This is a genomic window from Campylobacter sp. CH246, assembly GCF_004378835.1.
Lineage (GTDB): Bacteria > Campylobacterota > Campylobacteria > Campylobacterales > Campylobacteraceae > Campylobacter_D > Campylobacter_D jejuni.
On record NZ_RYYA01000001.1, the window covers coordinates 20,883 to 42,121 of the forward strand.

A 21,239-nucleotide genomic window follows, 5' to 3' on the forward strand; every position below is an offset into this window, starting at 1 on the left:
CATAAATGATAAAAATTATTAATTGACAAAAATATTTTTTTATAATACAATACTTTTTGATAATCAAAAAAGGAGTCAAAATGAGACAATATGAAACCTATAAATGCCAAAAATGTGGTAATGAAGTAGAAGTTCAAAATGTAGGTGGAGGTAAGCTTAGTTGTTGTGGTGAAGAAATGAAATGTATCACTACAGATTTAACTGCAGTAAATTTGATGAAAGCTTTTGCGGGCGAATCTATGGCGAGAAACAAATACGATTTATTTGCTGATGTAGCTGAAGAAGAAGGTTGGCATGCGGTTGCTAGACATTTTAGAGAAGCAGCTGAAAATGAAAAATGGCATGCAAGAGCAGAATTTAAAGCTTATCATGAAATCGTTGATGGAAAACCTTTAGAAGTAACTACAAAAAACCTAGTAAGTGCTGCAGAAGGTGAAAACTATGAGCACACAACTATGTATCCAAATTTTGCAAAAATTGCTGAAGATGAAGGTAAAAAGGCTATAGCAAGATTATTTACAGCTATTGGTAAAGTAGAAATCGAACACGAAAGAGAATATCTAGCACTTAAAAAAATGCTTGAAGAAGAAGAATTTTTTAATAGCGAAGTAGAAGAATTATGGGTTTGTGAAGTATGCGGACATATACATCGTGGCAAAAAAGCTCCAGCAGCCTGTCCTTTATGTAAAGCACCAAAAGAGTATTTTAAACGCGAATTTTTGGGTTAAGTTAAGAAATTCTTATCCTTTTTAAGATAATATTATAATTATTTTTTAATAAAAGGATAAGAAAATGAAAAAATTACTATTTTTATTTTTTGCTTTAACGGCTTTTCTCTTTGGTGCTGTAAATATCAACACTGCAACGCTAAAAGAATTAAAAAGTTTAAATGGTATTGGCGAAGCTAAGGCTAAAGCGATTTTAGAATACCGTAAAGAAGCAAATTTTACAAGTATTGATGATCTTAAAAAAGTTAAAGGCATAGGTGATAAGCTTTTTGAAAAAATCAAAAATGATATCACAGTAGAATAAAAGGGCATTTTTGCCCTTCTTTTTAGAAAAATTTGAAAACTTTATTTGACACAAAAGAACTTTTAAACGAATTTGATATAAATTTAATCGGTATTGATGAAGCAGGACGCGGTGCTTTAGCAGGTCCTATGATGATGGCAGCTTGCAAACTGAACAAACAACTTGATGGGTTGTGTGATTCTAAAAAACTAAGCGAAAAAAAACGCGAAGAACTTTATGAAATCATCATCAAAAATTCAAACTATCTCATACTTGCTTTTTCTTCGGAACAAATCGACGCACTAGGCTTAAGCACTTGTTTAAAAAAAGGCTTAAAACTTATAAAAAAGCATTTTAAAACAGAAAATAACTTCTTATATGATGGAAACACCAACCTAGGTATAAACGGGATAAAAACACAAATCAAAGCCGACACTAGCATTTTGCAAGTAAGTGCAGCTAGCATACTTGCAAAAGTTAGTAAAGATAGGGTGATGAATTTCTTAGCTAAAGACTTTCCTTGTTATGAATTTGAAAAAAACAAAGCCTATGGCACAAAAGCTCATAAAGAATTTATAGCTAAATTTGGAATTTGCAAACTCCACCGAAAAAGTTTTAAACTTTTATGATTATTTTGCTAAATTTTGATGCAAACTCAAAGCACATTCTATACCATCTTTTATAGCCCAAACAACTAAAGATTGTCCTTTTCTAGCATCTCCACAAGCAAAGATTTTTTTATGAGTGGTTTGGAAATTTTCTGTGCTTATGTTGTTTTTCTCATCTAATTTCACTCCAAAATTTTTAGAGATAGCTTCTTCGCACCCGCTAAAACCCATAGCTAAAAGCACTAAATCCGCTTTATAAGTTTTTTTAGAATTTGAAATTTCGACATTTATAGCTTTGCCTTCTTTAAACTCGCGTTTTAAATCATTTGCTTCAACACCTTCTACATGAGTTTTTCCTAAAAATTTCTTTGTCATTTTTTGATATTCCCTAGGATCTTTGCCATATACAGCAATGGCTTCTTCTAAACCATAATCAGTAGTAAAAATGTCAGCTTTTAAAGGCCAAGGATTGTTTTGGCTTCTTTGCAAAGGTCTTTTTGGACTTCTTTCAAAACGCACTATAGATTTAGCCCCTTGTCTTGTCGCTACAGCGATACAATCCACACTTGTATCCCCGCTTCCTATAACCAAGACATTTTTACCTTTGGCCGTATCTGCACCCTTGCCTGTTTTTAACAAAGTTTTGGTATTTTGCGTTAAAAAATCAAGGGCAAATTCAACCCCTTTTAGCTTTCTACCTTCTATATCAAGATCTATAGGCTTACTTGCTCCTGTACAAAGCACCAAAGCATCAAATTCTTTTAGAAGTTTTGAAACCTTATCTTTGCTGTCTATATTTTCATTCACTTTAAATTCAATCCCACTTTTTTTAAGCAAATCCACCCGTCTTTGAACTATACTTTTATCAAGCTTCATATCAGGGATGCCATACATCAAAAGTCCGCCTATTTTATCGCTTCTTTCAAAAACACTTACTTTATAACCTAGTGAATTTAAAGTGTTAGCACAAGCAAGCCCAGCAGGCCCACTTCCTATGATAGCGATTTTTTTGCCATTGTATTGCTTAGGTTTATTTACTCTTACTAAATTTTCCTTAAAAGCATTTTCTATAATGGATAATTCATTATTTTTTATACTCACACTAACACCATTTATCGCACACACACAAGAATCCTCACAAGGAGCAGGGCAAACACGACCGGTAAATTCAGGAAAAGGATTGGTAAGATCAAGTCTTTCATAAGCTTCTTCCCATAAAGAACGATAAATAAGATCGTTCCATTCAGGAATGAGATTGTTTAAAGGACAGCCCACATCTTTTCCTTCGCTCATCACACCCGTATGACAAAAGGCTACCCCACAATCCATACATCGTCCACCTTGAATTTCTTGTTCTTTTTTATCCAAAGGTATAGTAAATTCTTTGAAATTTAAAACCCTTTCCTTAGGAGCAATTTTTTTAAAATCCATTCTTTTAAAGTCTAAAAAACCTCTTGCATTTCCCATTTTTTACTCCTTATTTTTGTGTGATTTTCAAAAATGCTGCTAAATTTGGATCTTTTTCATTTTTACAAAGATCAAGCATTTTTAACATCTTTTCATAATCTCTTGGCATGACTTTAAAAAAGTCTTTTTTATCGAATTTTTCTAAAATATCTTTAGCCTTTTTAGAATCTGTATAAGCGATATGTTTTTCTATCACGGCTTTTAATTCTTTTTCATCCTTAGCATTAAGATCTTTAATATCCACAAGCTCGGTATTTACATGAGCTTCATTGTGTCTTCCAAAGATATAAACAACGCCCCCACTCATACCAGCAGCGAAATTCGCACCCACATCTCCAAGAACTACAACTTGCCCACCTGTCATATATTCACAGCCATGCACACCTGTTCCTAAAACCACAGCTAAAGCCCCTGAATTTCTTACACAAAATCTTTCCCCTGCTATACCATCTAAATACACTTCACCTTTTGTAGCTCCGTATAAACAAGCATTTCCTGCGATGATATTTTCTTCAGGTGAAAAAGTGGCTTCATTTGAAATTTTTGCTATGATTTTACCACCACTTAAACCCTTGCCTAAATAATCATTGCTATCACCTATAATCTCAAGTTTAATACCCTTTAACAAAAACGCTCCAAAGCTATTGCCTGCATTGCCTATAGCTTTGATATGGATACTATCTTCATCTAAAGCGTCTTTTCCATAAGTTTTTAAAATTTCACTTGAAAGCATAGTCGCAAAAGTACGGCTTTGATTTCCTACTTCTAAAGAAAGTTTGATAGGTTCTTTTTTCTCCACAGCATTTTTACAAAGTGGAAGTAAAATTCTATAATCAATCGTTTTTTCAAGCTTGTTATCTTTATAGTCTTTAAAATGCACAGCGGTTCTATTATAAGTAGGCAAGGATTTTAAAATTTTATCCAAATTTAGCTTTCCTGCTTTACCTTGCACACTTTTTTGACGGAGTTTATCCACGCGACCTATCATATCATCTAGGCGTTCAAAACCAAGTCTTGCCATGTATTCTCTAAGCTCCTCAGCTATAAAATACATGAAATTAATCACATCATCTACTTTGCCCTTAAAACGATCTCTAAGTTCTGTATCTTGAGTAGCTATACCAAAAGGACAGGTATTTAGATGACAAACTCTCATCATCGTACAACCTAAAACAATCAAAGGCGCGGTTGCAAAACCAAATTCTTCAGCTCCTAAAAGTGCCGCTATGGCTAAATCACGCCCATTCATAAGCTTTCCATCAGTTTCTAATCTTACCCTATCTCTAAGCTTATTTAAAATCAAAGTTTGATGTGTTTCAGCCAAACCTAACTCCCAAGGAATTCCCGCATGCGGTATAGAAGTTCTAGGACTTGCACCTGTACCTCCATCATAACCTGAAACAAGGATTAAATTCGCTCCTGCCTTAGCCACACCTGCAGCAACCGTTCCTATGCCATTTTCGCTTACAAGTTTTACTGAAATTTTAGCGTCTTTGTTAGCATTTTTTAGGTCATAAATAAGTTGAGCCAAATCTTCTATAGAATAAATATCATGATGAGGAGGTGGGGAAATAAGCGTCACACCTGCAGTAGAATGTCTAGCCTTAGCTATCCAAGGATAGACTTTAAAGCCCATTAATTGTCCGCCTTCACCTGGTTTTGCGCCTTGAGCGACTTTGATTTGAATTTCTTTTGCATGACTTAAGTAGTTTAGATCCACGCCAAAACGCCCACTTGCTACTTGCTTAATGGCTGAGTTTTTATCCACACCCTCTTTGATTTCATAGCGTTCTTCATCCTCGCCACCTTCACCTGAATTTGATTTAGCACCTATTTTATTCATAGCCTGTGCCAAACACTCGTGTGCTTCTTTAGAAATAGAACCATAACTCATCGCCCCTGTTCTAAAGCGTTTAACTATACTTTCTACACTTTCAACCTTATCTATACTGATAGCTTCACTAAAATCAAATTCCATCAAAGAACGCAAATTAACTTGTTTTTCATCTACTAAAGCCGAGTATTTTTTAAAGCTTTTATAGTCTTTGTTGCGACAGGCTTGCTGAAGATTAAAAATCACAAGTGGATCAATTAAATGTTCTTCTTTAGCACTTCTAAAACCATGAATTCCTTTAGAATCTAAAGCCTTATGCGTATCGTTAAAAGCATGTTTGTGTAAAGCAATAAGTTCTTTTTCAAAATCTTCTAAATCCATACCTTCGATGCGTGAAGTTGTAGAAGTGAAGTATTTATCAATCACCTTAGAGCTTAAGCCCAGACATTCAAAAAGTGCAGAGCCATTATAACTTTGCAAGGTAGAAACTCCCATTTTAGAAGCAATTTTGACTATGCCACTTGAACTTGCCTTGATGAAATTTTCTACCGCCTTTTCATAACTTAAATTTAAATCTTTATTGGCAATGAGTTTTTGTATGCTCTCATAAACCAAATAAGGATTAATAACAGTCGCACCATAACCTAAAAGACATGCAAAATGATGAATTTCTCTAGGTTCACCACTTTCGATGATAAGACTTGTATGTGTTCTTAAATTTTTTCTTACTAGATGATTATGCACTCCAGAAACAGCAAGCAAAGCAGGGATATAAGCGTTTTTTTCATCCACTCCTTTATCGCTTAAAATGATAATAGAAACACCTTTTTTAACCTCATCTTCTATCTTAACGCAAAGTTCATCTAAAGCCTTTTCTAAAGTTTTTTTAGAATAATCATAAAGTATAGAAAATTCTTTAACTTGAAATTTATTTAAAGCCTTAACTTCAAAAAGTTCTTCATTGCTTATCACAGGCAAAGCTATTTTTACGCGTTTTGCATTGTTTTCATCGGGTTTTAATAAATTGCCTTCGCTTCCTAGATAAATCCTTGTAGAAGTAACGATCTCTTCTCTTATGGCATCAAGAGGAGGATTAGTTACTTGTGCAAAAAGTTGTTTAAAATAATTATACAAAGGTTGATAAGTTTTAGAAAGTATAGCTAAAGGAGTATCTACACCCATAGCTGCTATAGCTTCTTTACCATTTTGAGCCATAGCAGCCACACTCATTTTAAGCTCATCATAACTCCAACCAAAAGCTTTTTGGAGTTTTAAAACCTCATCTTCTTTTAAAAACTGATGTTTATAAACTCCGCTTTTTTGTTTTTCAAGTTCAACTAAATTTTTAAGCCATTTTTTATAAGGCTTAGCATTAGCATAATGCTCTTTGATTTCATTATCAGCTATAACCCTACCTCTTGCTGTATCAACGAGTAAAAGTTTTCCAGGTTCTAAGCGTTTTTTGGCTTTGATATTTTTTTCATCAAGTTTTAAAGCCCCTGTTTCGCTTGAAAGTATGAGCATATCATCTTTTGTAAGATAATACCTTGAAGGACGAAAACCATTTCTATCCAAACTCGCCCCCATAATCACTCCATCAGTAAAAACTATAGCAGCAGGCCCATCCCAAGGCTCCATCAATAAAGAATGATATTCATAAAAAGCACGCTTTTTGCTTTCCATATTTTCATTTTTATGCCAAGGTTCTGGCACCATCATCATAAAAGCTTCTTCTAAAGTACGACCATTTAGAGCTAAAAATTCTAAAGTATTATCAAACATTGCAGAATCACTGCTAGGCTTAGCTATGATAGGAAAAATTTCATCTAAATTTTCAAAATACTCACTTTGCATCAAGCCTTCTCTAGCTCTTATGCTATCAACATTTCCGCGTATGGTATTAATCTCTCCATTATGCACCATATAACGGTTTGGATGGGCTCTTTCCCAACTTGGGAAGGTATTAGTCGAAAAGCGAGAATGCACCAAAGCGATGGCTGATTTCATATTGACATCTTTAAAATCAAGATAAAAATCGCTCAATTGAGTTGAAAGAAGCATTCCTTTATAAACTATGGTGCGTGAAGAAAAACTTGAAAAATAAAATTTTGGCACATTAATAGCTCTTTTTTCTATAAGGCGACGCGTACTATAAAGCACTCTTTCAAACTCAAGTCCTGCACTTATTTTACTTGGTTTTTTCACAAAGGCTTGTAAAAAATAAGGCATAGCTTTTAAAGCACTTGCACCTATATCGCTAGGATTAAAAGGCACTTCTCTAAAACCTAAAAATTCAAGTTTTTTATCCTTTAAACCTTGTAAAAATATCTCTTTTGCTTCTTCTTTTGCATCAGTATTGGGTGATAAAAACATCTGTGCTACGGCATAATCACCCTTTTTAGGAAGTTCAAAACCCAATTCTTGAGTTTTAAAAAAATCATGTGGAATTTGGATCAAAATCCCTGCCCCATCACCTGAATTTTCTTCAGCTCCTGCACCACCTCGGTGTTCAAGATTCATCAAAATTTCTAAAGCATCACAAATAACCTTATAAGAAGCAATACCGCGTATATTAGCAACTGCAGCGATACCACAGGCATCGTGTTCGTTCTTTGGGTGATATAAACCTATGCTTTGATTATTTTCTAGGATATTTTCTAAATCCATTTTGCTCTCCTTATAAGACTGATTTAAATTTTGTTAGCTTTATAAGGATTATAGCATACATTTTTTTAAAATCGATATAATTTTTATCTTAAAAATAAATAAATTAAAAAATATTTTGATAGATTTGCAAAAATTATAAAAACATGGCGATAATACTACCCAAAATCAATAATGGACCATTATAAAAAATAAAAGTTGGTATGCAAGTATCTTTAATGTGATCGTGTTGTTTATCAGCATTTAATCCTACAGTAGTTCCCATGGTTGTTTCACTGGCTGGACTTCCTGCATCTCCTAAAGCTCCTGCTACTCCTAAGATAAATATAATAAGTGCTGTACTAAAACCAAGTTCCAAACAAATAGGACAAAAAAGCGTAGCTATGATAGGTATAGTTCCAAAAGAAGTACCTATACCCATAGTGATGATAAGTCCTATTAAAAGCATGAAAAATACTGCTAAAAATTTACTTTGCTCCATCCAAGGAACGACTGAATTTACAAGATCTACTACTGATCCACTTTCTTTTAAAACTTCTCCATATCCTGCAGCAACAAGGATAACAAAAGCTATAAAACCCATCATTTTAAGCCCATCATCAAAAACTTCATTGACTTTTGAAAATTCAACTCCACCCAAAATAACCATTAAAACAAAACCCAAAAGCCCTGATAAAGGCAAATTCATAGTCAAAATTTGCAAAATTAAAGTTAAAACAAGCCCAGCTAAAACGCCCCATTCCTTACGCGTCATTTCAAGATTTTCTAAATCCACTTTAGCAATTTCTACTTCTTGATACTCTCTTGGCTTACGATAAAACACAAAAAGCGCTAGAAAAAGTCCTGCTATCATACAAATAGCAGCAAAATACATAGTATTTGTAACATCATTTAAAGATACACTTACATTATTTGCATTTAAATTATCTTTTAAAAGATCTTGAAAAGTAAGCCCAAAACCTACTGGCAAAACCATATAAGGCGTAGTAAGGCCAAAAGTTAAAGCACAAGCAACCGCTCTACGATCAATTTTAAGTTTATTAAAAAGACTTAAAAGAGGTGGAATCAACAAAGGTATAAAAGCTACATGAATAGGAATTAAATTTTGAGAAAAACAAGAAATCAAAGCTATAGACAAAAGCAATAAATATTTTTTATGAGATATAAAATGACTTACTATCTTGATCAAATATGCAGTTAAATTTGTCTTTGAAATCGCTGCAGCAATGGCTCCTAAGAGTATATAGCTAAGAGCTGTTTTTAAATTTTCTTTCATTCCGCTTATAAGTATATTCATAGTATCTACGAGTTCAAGATGAGAAAATACACCTGCAACAAGAGCTGAGATCAAAAGACTCAAAAGCACATTAAAACGAAACAAACAAAGTAAAGTCATCAAAACAACACTGATAATGATAGGATTAGTAAGTAAAGTCAAAATCATTCCTTAAATAATTTTAAAAATTTAATTGTAGAAAAAACTTAGTTAAAATGTAATAAAACTCGAACATATAATGATTTTATTTTAATATGCAAAATTATAAAAATAATTAATTTTTTTAATCAAAAAGATTAATATAATCAATTATTTAAATTCCTAAAATTTATAATAAAATAAAAAAATCATAAAAATATAAGGATATTTCAATGAAACAGAACGATCAAAAAGAAAATCGTAGAGACTTTCTAAAAAATATAGGATTTGGTTTATTTGGCATTAGTGTATTGTCAAATTTTTCTTTTGAGAATTTTTTAGGAAGTAAGGCTTTGGCAAAAGAATTGCCTGATTTTAAAATAGAAGGTAAAAAAGATCTTATCTATCATGGTGAAAAACCATTAACAGCAGAAACTGAAATTTATGCTCTTGATTCTGATTTTACTAAACCTGAAAATTTCTTTGTTAGAAATAATGGCTTACCACCAAGCCTAGAAACGATAAAAGAAAGACTTCATAAAGGTTGGACTTTAGAAATCGATGGAGAAAACATTATCAATAAAAAATCTTACACCATAGAAGATTTAAAAAAGAAATTTAAAACCTATACTTATGCCTTAACAGTTGAATGCGGTGGAAATGGTAGATCTGAAGTTATACCTAGCACAAAAGGAACTCAATGGGGTTATGGTGCAGTAGCTTGCGGTAGATGGACAGGAGTGCGTTTAAAAGATATTTTAAAAGATTGTGGTATCAAAAATGATGCGGTTTATATCGGATATTATGGCATAGATACAAAATTAAATGGTGAAGAAACTTCACCTATTAGTAGAGGAGTTCCTATTTCTAAAGCTTTACAAGATGAAACTCTAATAGCTTGGGCTTATGAAGGCAAAGATATTCCTTTAGTCAATGGCTATCCACTTAGACTTGTTTGTGGTGGTTACCCTGCAAGTACAAGCGGTAAATGGCTTTATAAAATTTCAGTAAGAAATAAAATTCATGATGGTGAAAAAATGGAAGGTTCTTATAAAGTTCCTGTAAATCCGGTAAAACCAGGAGATTTTAACTATAAAGGCGAGATGAAAATCATAGAATCAATGCCTATAAGATCTGTAATTACTAATATCAAAAATGGTTCTGAAATAAAAGCAAATAAAAAATTTGAAGTTAGAGGTAAAGCTTGGGCTGGAGAACTTGAAGTTAGTGAAGTTTATGTAAGCAATGATTATGGCGTAACATGGACTAAAGCAAAGGTAGAAAAACCATTAAATAGATTAGCATGGCAAAAATGGAGTGCTCAAATATCAATACCAACAAAAGGATATTATGAAATTTGGGCAAGAGCTATCGATAGTCAAGGTAACAGTCAACCTATGGTTTTAGCACAGTGGAATCCAGGAGGATATATCAATAATGCATGCCATAGAGTTAATGTTTATGGAATTTAAGTATGAAAAAAATTATATTGATCTTAGCATTGTTTTTAAGTGCAAGTTGGGCTCAAAATCTTGAAATTAACCCTGATACAGGATTGATTATCGATCCTGATTCACCTTTAGTGGAAGCAAATTGTTTAGCTTGTCATGGATCCAATCTCATTACCAACATGCATGCAAGTAGAAAAGCTTGGTTAGCAGCTATAAGATGGATGCAAGATAGTGAAGGACTTTGGGAAATAGAACCTGAAGATGAAGAAAAAATTTTAAATTATCTTGAAAAATATTATGGAGAAAAATACGATACAAGAAGAAGAATTCCTCTAGCTATACTTTTACAAAACAAAACTCATTGAAGAAATGATTTCTTCAATGATAAATTTACACATCCAAATGCTTTACATCTTTAGCGTGTGCTTGGATATAATCGCGTCTTGGTTCAACCTCATCACCCATAAAGAGATTAAAGGTATCATTTGCACTTTGTGCATCTTCAATAGTGATTTTTAAAAGTCTTCTTACGCTTGGATCCATTGTGGTTTCCCAAAGTTGCTCAGGATTCATTTCCCCTAAACCTTTATAGCGTTGTATAGTAGCACCTTTTTTAGCATTGGTTTCAACATCTTCAAGAACTTCTAAAATATCTTTATCAAATTCCAAGCCTCTATCTTTAATCTTATCAAAAATATAACTTGCTTCTTCATATAGTGGATGAGTGAAAAGTTCTTCATTGATCACAAGTTCTTCTAAGCCATTTTGAGTTTGAACGAAAGCTCGAATTTCATTTTCGTTGATATAATGATTTAAGATATTGTGTCCTTGTGTTTCTAAAAATTGTTTGATTACACTAAATAATTCTTCATTATTTCCTTTAACTAAATTTGAATTTTCTATCATATAGCGTATCACAGAAATCACATTAAAACGCTTTTCAAGATCTTTTAAAATCGCACGATAAGCTGCAACGATTTTTAAATAATCTTTTAAATCATTCATTCCTATACCTTCATAGTTTAAACCTTCTATTCCTGTTTCTATCAGGTATTCGCTCAAAGCTTTTTCATCTTTTAAATAAATTTGCTTTTTAGCTTTTTTATAAAGATATAAAGGTGGTTGTGCTAGATAAATATGTCCATTTGCTACAAGTTCATTCATAAAACGGAAGAAGAAAGTTAAAAGCAAGGTTTGTATATGTGATCCATCAACATCCGCATCTGTCATGATAATGATTTTATGATATCTAAGTTTTGAAAGATCAAAATCTTCACCTATACCACAGCCAAAAGCGGTAATCATATTTTGAATTTGCTCAGATTTTAAAATTTTATCTAGTCTTGCTTTTTCAACATTTAAAATTTTACCACGCAAAGGCAGTATAGCTTGAAAAGATCTTTCTCTACCTTGTTTTGCAGAACCTCCTGCAGAATCCCCTTCCACAAGATAAATTTCACTTTCACTTGGATCTTTACTTTGACAATCAGCTAATTTCCCTGGTAAAGTTCCTACGCTTAAACTTTCTTTTTTACGCGTTAATTCTCTAGCTTTTTTCGCTGCTTCTCTTCCTCTAGCTGCCATTAAGGCTTTGTTCATTATAGCTTTAGCTTCGATAGGATTTTCTTCAAAATATTTAGTCAAATATTCAAAACTTGCTTTTGAAACTATAGGACGCACATAAGTTGAACCAAGTTTTCCTTTGGTTTGTCCTTCAAATTGTGGTTCAGGCACCTTTACACTCACAATAGCGATCAAACCTTCACGCACATCATCACCCGTGATTTTATTATCCTTTTCTCTAGCACTTGCATTTGCTTCTATATAGTTACTTATCACACGAGTTAAACCCATTCTAAAACCAGCTTCGTGTGTTCCACCATCTGGAGTTTTGATATTATTTACAAAAGAGAGTAAATTTTCACTATAAGTATCATTGTAAAGCAAAGCTACTTCAACATTCACATCTTCTTCATCTACGCTAAAGAAAATTGCTTTAGTTAAAGCTTCTTTTTTATTTAAGTCTGTAACAAACTGAGAAATTCCACCTTCAAAGTGAAAACTTTCATGTTTGCCTACGCGGTTATCTTTAAAATTTATAGTGATTTTTGGATTTAAGTATGCAAGTTCACGAAATCTTTTAGCCAAAATTTCATAATCAAATTCAGTCACTTCAAAAATTTGATCATCAGGCCAAAATTCTATAGTTGTTCCTGTTTTTTTACTTTTTCCTATCACACCAAATTCACTGATAACTTTACCTTCTGAAAATTCTTGACGATAAATTTCTCCATTTCTTTCAACTGTAGCTACAAGTTTTTTAGAAAGTGCATTTACAACCGAAACCCCAACACCGTGCAAACCGCCTGAAACTTTGTAAGTATCTTTATCGAATTTTCCCCCTGCATGAAGGACAGTTAAAACAACAGTTAAAGTTGGCATATTTTCAGTTGGGTGCATATCAACAGGAATACCACGACCATTATCACTAACTATACAGCTTCCTTCAGTAGTGATTTCTACATCTATAGTATCACAATGTCCTGCCATAGCTTCATCGATAGAATTATCCACAACTTCATAAATCATATGATGAAGTCCGCCTATGTTTGTATCTCCTATATACATACCTGGGCGTTTTCTAACAGCTTCTAAGCCTTTTAAGACTTTAATATTACTCGCACCATAGTTTTCTTGCATATTTTTCCTTTATCTTTTACTTGTTTTATTACAAAATCATAGGCATGATAATCATTGATAGTCCTTGGGATTTGACTATAAATGCTGAATTAGGTTCATTTACACTTAAAGTGAATTTTTCTTCTTCTATAGAAGTTAAGAAATCAAGTAAATATTTGATTTTTATAGTAAGATTAAATTCTTCACTTACTCCTGTTTGAATTTCAAGTTCTGTTTTTGCTTCCATATTGTCTAAACTTATACCTTCAAAGATGATTTTATCTTTGTTAAAATGAAGTTTCATTTTTTCAGTTACAACGCTGATTTTTTTAAGACTATCTATAAAATCTTCAGTTGAAAAACTGAGTTCTTGTTTGAAAGTTTTTGGTATAACTTTTTCATAATCTGGAAATTTATCATTGATAAGTTTTGTAAAGAATTCAAAATTTTCATTTTTAGCGATAAGCATATTTTGATCATAAAAAATTTCTATTTTTTCATAGAAAAGTTTTTGCATTTCCATAATAGCTTTTTTAGGGATACTAAAACTAAATTCTTGATTATTTGCTTTTTCTAAAGTATAGATTGCAAGGCGTTTTGTATCAGTTCCTACGAAGTTAATTTTATCTGTTTTTATATCTAAAAATGCACCATTTAAGGAGTATTTTGGGTTGTTTGTATCAATACTTGGTAATATCTTTTTAAGAGAACGACTTAAGTCACTTGAATCAATGTCAAATTGGTTTTTTCCTTCTGTATTTGGAAAATTTGGAAAATCTTCATGATTAAACATAGGAAGTTTGTATTTTGTGCTTTTTTGTCTTATAAATAAGAAATTATCAATGGTTTCTAAAACAACTTCTTCATTGTTTAAGCTTTTAATAACATCTGCAATACTTTTTGCATTTGCAGTAGCAAAACCACTTGATTCTACGCGGATTTTTTTTATTTTATAGTTGATACCTATTTCATAATCACTAGCTCTAATAAGAAGTTTATCTTCATCAGCATGAAAAAAAAGATGAGAAGTAATGGTGCTTGAGTCTTTTTTTTCTACATAAGCATTACATAAAATCACTGCAGATTCTAAAGTATTTTTATTGATACTTAACTTCATTTTTTCTCCTTGGTTTATTTTAATTTTAAATTCGTTGTAATAATAAGCTTGTTGAAATTGTGAAATTCTTCAAAGCAAAATAATCAAATTTGTATTTTATCATACTTTGCTTAATTTCTTTTTTTCACACTCTAGAATTTATTTTTCACATCCTTTCACTTAACTTTGACTTTTAACAAGAATTTTGTTTTTAAGTTCTTCGATTTTTGCTTTTAAAGAAGCATCATTTTCTATCATTTCTGTGATTTTTTTAACATTATGTGAAATAGCCGTATGATCTTTCATTTCAAAATAATTCGCAAGTTGCGGCATAGTCAAAGCCGTGAGTGTCCTAGCTAGGTAAATCACAATGCGTCTTGCTGTGACTATATTTTGAGTTTTTTTATTGGATTTCACATCGCTTGGTTTGATGTTAAATTCTTTACACACTAAAGATAAAATATCATCTATAGTGATATTTTCTTTCTTTTCTTTGATATGATCTTTCATCACACTTTTGGCAAGTTCGAGTGTGATTTCTTGTCCTAGTATGGTTGCATAAGCATTTAAACTTATGATGATACCTTCGATTTCTCTTATATTATCCCCTAAAGAAGTGGCGATATAGTTTATGATATCATTAGAAAGATTGATATCGTTAAATTCACATTTTTTTCTTATGATGGCTATTTTTGTATCTAGTTGAGGTGGAGTTATATCAGCTATGATCCCATGTGCAAAACGACTTTTTAAGCGTTCGGTTATACCTTTTAGCATGTTGGGTGGATTGTCTGAAGTCATGATGATTTGTCCATCGTTATTTTTGATTTCATTAAATATAAAGAAAAATTCTTCTTGAATTTTATCGGTTTTTCCTAAAAACTGCACATCATCTATAAGTAAAACATCGCAGTTTCTATACTTTTCATGAAATTTATCTAAAGAGCCATTTTTTAAATTTGAAGTAAAATCGTTGATAAAATTTTCACTGGTAGCATAAATTACTTTTTTTCCCATTTCTAAGCTCGCATTTCCAACCGCTTGAAGTAAATGTGTTTTTCCAAGTCCTGTAGGCCCATAAACAAAGATAGGATTATAAAGTTTTCCAAGCTTGTCTTTATGTGCTATGGCTTTACATGCTCCATAAGCGTATTTGTTAGAATCCCCCACAACAAAACTGTCAAAAGTAAAAGAAGGATTTAAAATTGTGCTTTGTGCTTTTATATGAGCTATGTCGATTTTTGTGCTTTTGTTGCTTTGTTTAGCACTTTGTGCTTGTATATTTATGATGGCTTTATTTCCGCTTTGTACTTCATAAAAATGCGCTATTTTTTTGCCGTATTTTGTTTGTATGAATTTAGCCATGAGTTCATTTGGAGCATTAAAAACTAAAAGATCTGCTTTGCTTTGTTTTTCGTTGAATTTTAAATTTGATAAATAGTTTTCGTATTCGTTTTCACTTAATTCTTTTTTTAAATTTTCAAGTATTTGGCTTGGATTCATAATCTCTCTTTAAATTTTGCATAATGTATAAATTTTATCTTAAATTTTATAAAAAAAGGTTAAAATCCGCTTTTGTATTTTATTTTTCAAAAGGTATGAATTTGAAAATTTTAGGTATAGATCCAGGTTCGAGAAATTGTGGTTATGCTATCATAGAAGCTGACAAAGGAAAAAACATTCTCATAGAAGCAGGACTTATAAAGATAAAGCCAAGTACCTTACAGTATCAAATCACAGAGCTTTGCGAGGGTTTGGACTTGATTTTTAAAAATCATTCTTTTGATGAGGTGGCTATAGAAGATATCTTTTTTGCTTACAATCCAAAAACCGTTTTAAAACTCGCACAATTTCGCGGAGCCCTATCTTTAAAAATTCTTCAAATTCATGGAGATTTTGCAGAATACACTCCCTTACAAGTAAAAAAAGCCGTTACAGGAAAAGCCAAAGCAACTAAAGAACAAGTTGCTTTTATGGTAAAAAGGCTTTTAGGACTTAGTAAAGATATCAAGCCTTTGGATATCACAGATGCTATCGCAGTGGCTTTAACCCATGCAGCAAATTTAAGAGTTAGGGTGTGATTTTAGTAATTTTTATTACACAAAAGCCCAAAGCTTCATAAACTCCTAAAATACCTTTAAATTTTTTCTATAAATTTTTAAAAAATTCATAAAAAATTTCAAAAGTTGGAACAGAATTTGCTTGTAAACTTCACATAAACGCAAAAGTTTTTTAAAGCCAAAGCGTTAAATTTTTTAAAGCAATATTTTATAAAGGATTTAAGATGATGAGATCACTTTGGTCTGGCGTAAGCGGACTACAAGCACATCAAGTTGCGATGGATGTTGAAGGTAATAACATTTCAAATGTTAATACCACTGGTTTTAAATATTCTCGTGCAGATTTTGGGACTATGTTTAGCCAAACTGTGAAAATCGCTACAGCTCCAACTGATGGAAGAGGCGGATCTAATCCACTTCAAATCGGTCTTGGCGTTTCAGTAAGTTCTACAACTAGAATTCATTCTCAAGGTTCAGTTCAAACCACAGATAAAAACACTGATGTGGCTATAAATGGCGATGGTTTTTTTATGGTGAGTGATGATGGGGGGCTTACTCGCTATCTTACAAGGAGCGGGGATTTTAAACTCGATGCTTATGGAAATTTTGTTAATAATGCAGGTTTTGTTGTCCAAGGGTGGAATATCAACTGGGATACTCAAAGTATAGATAGCTCAAGAACTCCGCAAAATATTTTTATCGATCCCGGTATGCATATCCCTGCAGCGCAATCCACAGAAGTAGCCATCAAAGCGAATTTAAATAGTGGTTTAAATATAGGAACAGCAAGTCGTCCTATATATGGACTTGATTCTATACATGGTTTTAATAAAAAAACAGGTGAAACTAAAGATGAAAATGATACAGGAACCACTCAGTTTTATACGACTTCCAAAAATTCTATAGAAGTGACGGAAAAGGGTGTGGATGCAGGATCACTTTTTAATGCTAATGGTACAGGTTTAAATTTAAGAGAAGGTCAAGGAATTTGGGTATCTTATGCAGATGCTAAGTTTAGTACAGCTGGAGAAGGAGCTGGAGCAAATCAAGGTAATAATGGTGTTTTTGATCCTAATCAAAAAGTAAATCAAAATCCTGTTATATTTTGGGGACATGAGCAAAAACCTACAACTTTGGATATTACTCTAAATGGAGTTCATATACAGAATACTTCTATAAAAAGCTTAGATGAAGCTATAGCTTATATCAATACCTTTACTGCACCAAATGATACAAGAGATGGAACAGGAGTAAGAGCAGTAAAAAAAGCAGATGGTAGTGGGATTGATTTTATCAATGACAATGCCGATGGCACTACAGATAACATGAAAAATATAGATTTACAAGTTAATGCCAATAATTCAGCTGGAGAACTTATTAATATAAGGGTTGCTGGTAATCCCGCAGATTTTGATTGGAATAATATCAATTTAAGACCCGCTGGTAATCCTATAATACGTGGTAATGGTAGTGCTTGGATAGCAGGAACTGCTGCTCAAAATCAAGATAGAATACAAATAGTAACAGCTCATAAATATATTTATAGCTCTACTCCTCAAACTTTACCACCTTTGTATAATCCTGATGGTGGACACACTTGGAATCAGGCAAATATAAATACTCCTGGTACTCCTGAAAATAATTATCAATTAGCTATGAGTGGTTCATTTTTAACTACAACACCAAGGGTTTTTAGAACCACAGAGGACTTAAGAGAGCTTTTACAAAGAGATGCTAGATATGGGGTGGATTATGATGGAAGCGGTGGATTTGAAGTTACAGGTGAAGATGTAAATGAAGGTGTAAGTGTTGTTATTACAGAAAATGGAAATTTTTCTATAGCAAATCCTAATGTTACAAGTAATCCACCAGCTGGTATTAATAATCCAAATAGAACAACACATAATATAAATTTTAATGTAACAGCCTATAGTAATAAACAAGGAACTGTAAGTACCAATGATGCCTTTACTAAAATTTTTAAAGCTTTTGATGGAGTTTTAACAGTCGGAGGTCAGATCAAAGAAAGTGAGCAACTTAAGCTTTCTGCTTTTTCGGCGGGGCTTGAAATTTATGATTCTTTAGGTTCAAAACATACTTTAGAAGTGCAGTTTGTCAAGCAAAGTACCACTCAAGATGGGGGTAATGAATGGCAAATGATCATCCGTGTACCCGAACCAGCTGAGATCAACACTACAGGTGAAGGACCAAACAATATCGTCGTAGGAACAGCAAGATTTAACAACGATGGCTCTTTAGCTAGTTACAATCCTAAAACTTTAAATTTTTCACCCAATAACGGTGCCGCACCAAATCAACAAATCAAACTTTCCTTTGGAACAAGTGGAAGCAATGACGGCCTTGTAAGCTCAAACTCAGCTTCAACTCTAACAGGACAGGCAACCGATGGTTATACTTCAGGTAACTTAAAACCTGATGCTATCCGTGTGGATGACAAAGGTAATATCTTAGGTGAATTTACTAATGGCAAAACCTTTGCTGTAGCAAAAATAGCAATGGCTTCAGTGGCAAATAACTCAGGTCTTGAAGAAATCGGCGGAAATCTTTTTAAAGTCACTGCAAATAGTGGGGCTATAGTAGTAGGTGAAGCAGGAACAGGAGGTCGTGGTGAGATGAAAACCTCAGCTCTTGAAATGTCAAATGTGGATTTAAGTCGTTCTTTAACAGAGCTTATTATCATTCAAAGAGGTTATCAAGCAAACTCAAAAACCATTTCAACGAGTGATCAAATGCTTCAAACTCTAATCCAGCTTAAACAATAATTTAAGCTTAGTATTCTATAAAATATTGTTTTTTTGCTCCCTTAAAGGGAGCAAGCCTTGCTTTACAAGCCTATCTTGGTAGTCTTGTAATACTAGGCTTAGGCTTGAACTGCCTTCAATTTATTGCTAACTCACTCTTGCTAGGGGGTGAGTTGCAATAAAATTGCATTTTCTTATCTGTATCATAATCGTTTTAAAAACTTATTTTGTTATAATTTTTGCTCGAATTTAAATTTTAAGGAAATTTATGCGTTATGGTGAAAAGGAAATCAAAGAATTTGATGTAGAAAATATGGAAATTTGGCCAAATGATGCTAAAAATGACTATATCATTAAAATCACTTTACCTGAATTTATGTGTTGTTGTCCGCGTTCGGGTTATCCTGACTTTGCGACGATTTATCTTGAGTATATGCCTGATAAATTTGTGGTTGAGCTTAAGGCGATAAAACTTTATATCAATACTTTTATGTATAGAAATGTTTCACATGAAGCAAGTATCAATGAAATTTATAATACTTTAAAAGATAAATTAAAACCAAAATGGATTAAAGTTGTGGGGGATTTTAACCCGCGTGGAAATGTGCATACGGTGATAGAATGTCGTAGCGATATGGTAGTGCCAAAATAATATTTGAGTAAAACATTAACATATTTTTATGCAAAGATTAAGTATTTTATCAAAAATTCTTATTTAATCTTTGAAGAATATATAATATAAAAAGATCTAAATTTTTTAGATCGAATTTTATTATAAGGAGTTAGGTTATGAATAAAAAATTATTAAGCATTATCGCAAGTACTACTTTGTTTTCAAATTTGGCTTTAGCAGATGAGAATTCTGGTTTTTTTATAGGTGCTGATGCAGCTTGGATGCATGCTCAAGTAAAAAGTGAGTTAAAACATAAGAATACAAAGCGAAATTTTAATGGAGATATTTCAGGTAATATACCATCGTTTGGTCTAAAACTTGGATATCGTTTAAATGAAAATCATAGAATTTATGCTGGTTATAATTATTCTGATGAATTTAGTGATTTTATCAAAACTCCTAAAATTCAAATCGAAGGTGATTTTACTACACATAAATTTTTAACAGGTTATGATTTTACTCCTAAGCTTTTTGAAAAAACCAGAGCTGTTTTAGGTGTGTATGGAGGATATGCAAGAACAGATCTTACCTTAAAAACAAGCTTTTTATCTTTGTCGCAAAATTTTGACGGTTATTTTTATGGAGCGAAAATAGGTGCTTTATATGATTTGACACCACATAATGAAATAGAATTAGGCTTTAAAGCAGAGCAAATTCATTATAATTCTAGAAATTTTTATCAAAATAAAGTGGGTTCAAACTTTTACGATCCTAAACAAACAAATTATGGTGTATATTTAGGATATAATTATAAATTTTAATCTAATGCAAGTTTTTATAACTTGCATTAATGAAATCAACCTCCACCGATAAAGTATTTTTCAACATCATCAAGTAGTTTTTCACAAATTTGAGATTCTGTATTTTTTTCTACTACAAGATTGATATAAGTTTTAGTATCTCTGAAACTTCCTGCTGATTTTGAATTTTCACGAGTGAGTTTTTGATTCTCTTTAGTATATTCTATAGTGATGTTAAATTTTAGAGCAGCACTTGCTTCACCTAAATTCGTTTTTACTACCACATTCATTTTAGAAGCTTTAGCAAGTGTAGCTTGGGTTTTGTTTATGATCTCTTTAAAGCGTTGGCAAGAGCGTATAAGTGTAGCGATAAATTTGTTATCAAGTCCTTCATAAGCTACTTTGAGTTTATTTTTGATATCTTTTGTGCTTTCTTTTTCAGGGGCAACAAAAACCATATAAAAACCATTTTTTATAGTCACATTGTCTGTTTTTACATCACGTCCACTTGACATAACTTTAACATAAATGGCATTATCAAGATAAACACGATCTACCATAGGCCCATAAATTTCGTATTCTTTTTTTCGGACTATGACTTCACGAGCTAGGACATTTAATTTCACATTGGCTTCGTGGATAACAGGTTCCATTTCTTTTTTAATCTCTAAGAGTTCTTTTAACATCAACTTCCTTTTTGTTACTTAAAATTACAATTATATCAATAATTTTCTTAATTTAAGAATTTTACAAACACATTTACTAAAAATATGATACATT

Annotated in this window: 16 protein-coding genes; 9 read left to right on the forward strand and 7 right to left on the reverse strand. The window is 32.3% G+C overall.

Annotated elements, in window-relative coordinates; translation table 11 throughout:
• Positions 1-80: 80 nt before the first annotated feature.
• From ELQ06_RS00085 to ELQ06_RS00095, 3 genes are all read left to right on the forward strand, one after another.
• A complete protein-coding gene (locus tag ELQ06_RS00085; RefSeq protein WP_002855562.1) occupies positions 81-728 on the forward strand; it encodes a ferritin family protein in 648 nt (215 codons plus the stop codon).
• A 64-nt stretch (positions 729-792) separates the two neighbouring features.
• The gene (locus ELQ06_RS00090) at positions 793-1,032 is read left to right on the forward strand and encodes a ComEA family DNA-binding protein (RefSeq protein ID WP_002855574.1); all 240 of its coding nucleotides are present in this window, start codon (positions 793-795) and stop codon (positions 1,030-1,032) included.
• Positions 1,033-1,064: 32 nt separating this feature from the next.
• Positions 1,065-1,640 carry a ribonuclease HII gene (locus tag ELQ06_RS00095; RefSeq protein ID WP_002853153.1) on the forward strand — a complete coding sequence of 192 codons (576 nt, stop codon included), beginning with the start codon at positions 1,065-1,067 and terminating at the stop codon, positions 1,638-1,640.
• On the opposite strand, the gene ELQ06_RS00100 is transcribed toward ELQ06_RS00095, so the two are convergent.
• The 3 genes from ELQ06_RS00100 to ELQ06_RS00110 form a co-directional block, all read right to left on the reverse strand.
• Complete coding sequence (locus ELQ06_RS00100; protein WP_022552183.1) at positions 1,641-3,086, reverse strand: glutamate synthase subunit beta; 1,446 nt, start codon at positions 3,084-3,086, stop codon at positions 1,641-1,643. It lies immediately after the preceding gene.
• A 10-nt stretch (positions 3,087-3,096) separates the two neighbouring features.
• Entirely contained in the window at positions 3,097-7,587 is a 4,491-nt protein-coding gene (gltB, locus tag ELQ06_RS00105) for a glutamate synthase large subunit (RefSeq protein ID WP_002877914.1), read from the reverse strand.
• A 133-nt stretch (positions 7,588-7,720) separates the two neighbouring features.
• Positions 7,721-9,028 (reverse strand): Na+/H+ antiporter family protein, encoded by a 1,308-nt coding sequence (locus tag ELQ06_RS00110; RefSeq protein WP_032588912.1) that lies wholly within the window; start codon positions 9,026-9,028, stop codon positions 7,721-7,723.
• Between the two features lie 203 nt (positions 9,029-9,231).
• Here ELQ06_RS00110 and ELQ06_RS00115 point away from each other — a divergent pair, with 203 nt between their 5' ends.
• Positions 9,232-10,470 (forward strand): sulfite oxidase, encoded by a 1,239-nt coding sequence (locus ELQ06_RS00115; RefSeq protein WP_134237447.1) that lies wholly within the window; start codon positions 9,232-9,234, stop codon positions 10,468-10,470.
• Between the two features lie 2 nt (positions 10,471-10,472).
• Positions 10,473-10,814: a monoheme cytochrome C gene (locus tag ELQ06_RS00120; protein ID WP_002853099.1), complete on the forward strand. Its 342-nt coding sequence runs from the start codon at positions 10,473-10,475 to the stop codon at positions 10,812-10,814.
• A gap of 25 nt (positions 10,815-10,839) precedes the next feature.
• Here ELQ06_RS00120 and gyrB read toward each other — a convergent pair whose 3' ends face one another.
• From gyrB to dnaA, 3 genes are all read right to left on the reverse strand, one after another.
• Entirely contained in the window at positions 10,840-13,149 is a 2,310-nt protein-coding gene (gyrB, locus tag ELQ06_RS00125; protein WP_002878709.1) for a DNA topoisomerase (ATP-hydrolyzing) subunit B, read from the reverse strand.
• A 28-nt stretch (positions 13,150-13,177) separates the two neighbouring features.
• Positions 13,178-14,245 (reverse strand): DNA polymerase III subunit beta, encoded by a 1,068-nt coding sequence (dnaN, locus tag ELQ06_RS00130; protein ID WP_002855594.1) that lies wholly within the window; start codon positions 14,243-14,245, stop codon positions 13,178-13,180.
• A gap of 159 nt (positions 14,246-14,404) precedes the next feature.
• On the reverse strand, positions 14,405-15,727 hold the full coding sequence (gene dnaA / locus ELQ06_RS00135) for a chromosomal replication initiator protein DnaA (RefSeq protein WP_134237448.1): 1,323 nt from the start codon (positions 15,725-15,727) through the stop codon (positions 14,405-14,407).
• Positions 15,728-15,822: 95 nt separating this feature from the next.
• Here dnaA and ruvC point away from each other — a divergent pair, with 95 nt between their 5' ends.
• From ruvC to ELQ06_RS00155, 4 genes are all read left to right on the forward strand, one after another.
• Positions 15,823-16,305 carry a crossover junction endodeoxyribonuclease RuvC gene (ruvC, locus tag ELQ06_RS00140; RefSeq protein WP_010891952.1) on the forward strand — a complete coding sequence of 161 codons (483 nt, stop codon included), beginning with the start codon at positions 15,823-15,825 and terminating at the stop codon, positions 16,303-16,305.
• Between the two features lie 203 nt (positions 16,306-16,508).
• Entirely contained in the window at positions 16,509-19,067 is a 2,559-nt protein-coding gene (flgE, locus tag ELQ06_RS00145; RefSeq protein ID WP_134237449.1) for a flagellar hook protein FlgE, read from the forward strand.
• Between the two features lie 247 nt (positions 19,068-19,314).
• Positions 19,315-19,698 carry a preQ(1) synthase gene (queF, locus tag ELQ06_RS00150; protein WP_002834281.1) on the forward strand — a complete coding sequence of 128 codons (384 nt, stop codon included), beginning with the start codon at positions 19,315-19,317 and terminating at the stop codon, positions 19,696-19,698.
• Between the two features lie 137 nt (positions 19,699-19,835).
• Positions 19,836-20,480, forward strand: a complete 645-nt coding sequence (locus tag ELQ06_RS00155; RefSeq protein ID WP_057032748.1) for an outer membrane beta-barrel protein — start codon at positions 19,836-19,838, stop codon at positions 20,478-20,480.
• 35 nt (positions 20,481-20,515) lie between these two features.
• Here ELQ06_RS00155 and ELQ06_RS00160 read toward each other — a convergent pair whose 3' ends face one another.
• Positions 20,516-21,145 (reverse strand): hypothetical protein, encoded by a 630-nt coding sequence (locus ELQ06_RS00160; protein WP_002876996.1) that lies wholly within the window; start codon positions 21,143-21,145, stop codon positions 20,516-20,518.
• Positions 21,146-21,239 lie beyond the last annotated feature (94 nt).

What these genes read in the sequence shown, in the direction of transcription:
- ELQ06_RS00085 (WP_002855562.1), top strand. Translation starts at nt 81, where the DNA reads ATGAGACAATATGAAACCTATAAATGCCAAAAATGTGGTAATGAAGTA.
- ELQ06_RS00090 (WP_002855574.1), top strand. Translation starts at nt 793, where the DNA reads ATGAAAAAATTACTATTTTTATTTTTTGCTTTAACGGCTTTTCTCTTT.
- ELQ06_RS00100 (WP_022552183.1), bottom strand. Translation starts at nt 3,086, where the DNA reads ATGGGAAATGCAAGAGGTTTTTTAGACTTTAAAAGAATGGATTTTAAA.
- gltB (WP_002877914.1), bottom strand. Translation starts at nt 7,587, where the DNA reads ATGGATTTAGAAAATATCCTAGAAAATAATCAAAGCATAGGTTTATAT.
- ELQ06_RS00110 (WP_032588912.1), bottom strand. Translation starts at nt 9,028, where the DNA reads ATGATTTTGACTTTACTTACTAATCCTATCATTATCAGTGTTGTTTTG.
- ELQ06_RS00115 (WP_134237447.1), top strand. Translation starts at nt 9,232, where the DNA reads ATGAAACAGAACGATCAAAAAGAAAATCGTAGAGACTTTCTAAAAAAT.
- ELQ06_RS00120 (WP_002853099.1), top strand. Translation starts at nt 10,473, where the DNA reads ATGAAAAAAATTATATTGATCTTAGCATTGTTTTTAAGTGCAAGTTGG.
- gyrB (WP_002878709.1), bottom strand. Translation starts at nt 13,149, where the DNA reads ATGCAAGAAAACTATGGTGCGAGTAATATTAAAGTCTTAAAAGGCTTA.
- dnaN (WP_002855594.1), bottom strand. Translation starts at nt 14,245, where the DNA reads ATGAAGTTAAGTATCAATAAAAATACTTTAGAATCTGCAGTGATTTTA.
- dnaA (WP_134237448.1), bottom strand. Translation starts at nt 15,727, where the DNA reads ATGAATCCAAGCCAAATACTTGAAAATTTAAAAAAAGAATTAAGTGAA.
- ruvC (WP_010891952.1), top strand. Translation starts at nt 15,823, where the DNA reads ATGAATTTGAAAATTTTAGGTATAGATCCAGGTTCGAGAAATTGTGGT.
- flgE (WP_134237449.1), top strand. Translation starts at nt 16,509, where the DNA reads ATGATGAGATCACTTTGGTCTGGCGTAAGCGGACTACAAGCACATCAA.
- queF (WP_002834281.1), top strand. Translation starts at nt 19,315, where the DNA reads ATGCGTTATGGTGAAAAGGAAATCAAAGAATTTGATGTAGAAAATATG.
- ELQ06_RS00155 (WP_057032748.1), top strand. Translation starts at nt 19,836, where the DNA reads ATGAATAAAAAATTATTAAGCATTATCGCAAGTACTACTTTGTTTTCA.
- ELQ06_RS00160 (WP_002876996.1), bottom strand. Translation starts at nt 21,145, where the DNA reads ATGTTAAAAGAACTCTTAGAGATTAAAAAAGAAATGGAACCTGTTATC.